The 1,365-nt window shown below is 43.7% G+C and carries 1 protein-coding gene; it reads right to left on the bottom strand.

All coding sequences use genetic code 11. The annotated features are described in order from the left end of the window. A partial coding sequence (locus tag A1D25_RS00555; protein ID WP_205420562.1) for a hemagglutinin repeat-containing protein occupies positions 1-1,365 on the bottom strand: 1,365 nt, incomplete at both ends.

A 1,365-nucleotide genomic window follows, 5' to 3' on the forward strand; every position in this document is an offset into this window, starting at 1 on the left:
GCCCGATTGCTGAGTTACTTGAGCATAATCCACCTTCGCTTTGTTTTGGCTGAACTGTGCAGATGCACTAGAGCCACTACCATAAATCGCCACAGAGGCACTTACCCCACCTTGGGTTTGTTTGCTGTCATATTTTTCACTGTCTTGCACACTCTCAATATGCAGATTTTTGGTCTCAAGGTTTAAGTGGTTAATGTTCGCCGTTGCTCCTTTTAAGGTGGTTGTCTCTTTTGCCTTAATGGTTAAGCGGTTACTGTTGATTTCCGTATGGTTTTGCACTTTAGCGTCACTGTTAGAATGTCCTTTGCCGATATTGGCAGCTCCTTCAACCCCCAAACCTTGTGAACCACCTGATTTACCTACAAATACCCCTACGCTCCAACTACTGCTCTTATTATCGGAGCGGTTACTTTGGCTATCTGTCGTTGCCAGTAAATTGACGTTATTACCCTCAAGCGTTGTCTCATTTGCATCAATTTTTGAGCCAACAATCGTACTATCTCCCTCTGTTGCCCGAATGATGAGTTTATCTGCACTTAATACACTGCCCTGATGGGTCGTTTGCTGAGTGTGGCTTGTGTGAGTTGATTTGCTTGCCCCCACGCTGACTGACACTTTAAAATCACTATTTCCAACGGCGGCTGTCGCATTACTTGCGTTCTGAATCGTGTCGATAAGTGCTTTCGCTTTTGTTACCGTTTCAATGGCTTCATTCGCTGCTTTTACTTTCAGTAATGTGCTTAAACGTTCGTCTTTCACTTGTGTTGAACGCTTCAAGCTACTTTTCGCTGCCAGTGCTGCATCTGTTACCGCTGAGCTAAAGGATATCGTTAAGCCCGATTGCTTATATTCGTGACGTTCTTTAGCAGAAAGATTATCTTCACTGGCACCAATATAGGTCGATTTGCCCTCCACTAAAATTTGTTTGCCTAATTCTCTAGAGGCAACAACCTCCGTACCCGATAGATGAGCGTGATTACCAGCCGATATGCTGATATTACCTGTAAGGCTACCTAATGTACTGCGTGCTTGGCTTTGTTGCCAGCCTTCCGCTTCGCTTTCGTGGGTTTCTGATTTTTTGCCAAAGGTAATGCCTATTCCTCCTCCAGAGAACACCCCTGATTTTGATTTTTGCTTGAAATGCGTTTCTTTGAAGTAATTCGTCTCTGCAGCAACACTTGCGTTATTACCTGCTTCTAGGCGTAAATCATTATCGGCAATGGCTTGAAGGTTTTGAGCTTTTAAATCATTACCTGCCGAAAGCAATATCTCACTTCCATCTAATGTGGTTCCTACTTTGATTTTATCTTGGCTTGTGTCTAATGTGGTTTGCTTTGAACTGCCAAATGTTCCACGACTTTTCGT

This window comes from Ursidibacter arcticus, assembly GCF_009761375.1.
Classification (GTDB): Bacteria; Pseudomonadota; Gammaproteobacteria; order Enterobacterales; family Pasteurellaceae; genus Ursidibacter; species Ursidibacter arcticus.